This is a genomic window from Burkholderia sp. BCC1998 (genome assembly GCF_905339875.1).
Classification (GTDB): Bacteria; Pseudomonadota; Gammaproteobacteria; order Burkholderiales; family Burkholderiaceae; genus Burkholderia.
The window spans coordinates 1-1,341 of the sequence record NZ_CAJPHE010000072.1; the positions used below are offsets into that span (position 1 = coordinate 1).

Below are 1,341 nucleotides of genomic sequence, written 5' to 3' on the forward strand. Positions count from 1 at the left end.
TCCGAAGACCATGGTCGTGCGCGAGGAGGAATCGTACGTCGGCCACGGCAAATCCTTCGTCGAAGGATTTCCGCTCCGAGCAAAGCTTACCCACGCGTCGAACATATGACGGCCCACAACGGCTCGCTTGTTGTCAGGATCGGCTGCAGCGCGCAGTGCATCGGTATCCTCTCCGTCCCACGCCGTACCGTATTCGTCGAGCGCAAAGATAAAAGGCAATTCCACCCCATGGACGGCCCATTTCCCCCGGAAGCACGGTGTCTTCCACGCGCATTCATACATGTAGACCGGCGCCCCCTGACGGGCGATGAGCAGCTCCGACTGAATGACAGCGCCTTTCCGGAAGCTGACATCAGATGTGACCCGGACGGCCATCTCCGCGTCTGAAAGATCGGGCATCAATTCGCGATACTTTCGGACGATGGGAACCAATTGCTCCACACTGAAGTTGTACAGCAATTGATTCTTCGCGCACAGTCTTGCAATATCCACATCCGCCTTCAATGGACCATACATGTCGAGCCCAACGTACGTCGTCGCCTCGTCGCTATTCACGCCGATTAGAAACGGAATGTCGCGCACAAAATCGGGCGCGTCATCACGCCAGACCATGTCAGGCATGACGCGCCCATCAACCGTGGGACCAAACGCAAGATACGGCGTATAGTGAGTGTCGGTTTCCGCTGCAACTTTATCGAAGCACCGAACGAGCGTGTCGGTCGGCACCGCCTGGAGCGCTTGGATGTCACCGCGCTTGAGCTGGAGGGTATCGAAAACGGCGTCGGTCAGCATCGATGCTTCGCGAGCGGTCCGGATTTTCATTACCGAGCCGCTCTGAACGATGGCCTTGTGAAACAGCCCCCGCGCAGCCGGCATACCGCAGAGCGTCGTGATCTTGGCCCCTCCGCCCGACTCCCCGAACACGGTGACGTTACTCGCGTCACCGCCGAAGCGCTCGATGTTGGCTTGCACCCACTTGAGCGCCTCGATGATGTCCAGGTGACCTGCATTGCCTGACGTGCCGTAGCGTTCGTCGTCGCCCAGGTAGGTATAGCCAAAACCGTGCAGACGATGATTAACCGCCACCGTAATGACGTTGCCACCCTTGGCAATATTGCCGCAGTTGTACCCGGGCGCATGGCCTGAGCCGAACGAATAGCCACCGCCGTGGAGCCACACCATGACCGGCAATCGTGATGACTCAGTGGCACTCGTCGGGCAATAGACGCTCAACATCAAGCAATCCTCACTCGCCGGGCCAGGATCGAGCCAAACCGGAAAGTCAGGGTTGGTTTGCGCACAATGATCGCCGAGCACAAGCGCATCGCGAATGCCGGTCCA

1 protein-coding gene is annotated in these 1,341 nt (G+C 58.7%); it reads right to left on the reverse strand.

The features are described 5' to 3' along the window. Nucleotides 1–1,332: carboxylesterase/lipase family protein (locus U5A56_RS36810; RefSeq protein WP_321927385.1), on the reverse strand; the 1,332-nt coding region annotated here is incomplete at its 3' end. Between the last annotated feature and the right edge of the window lie 9 nt (nucleotides 1,333–1,341).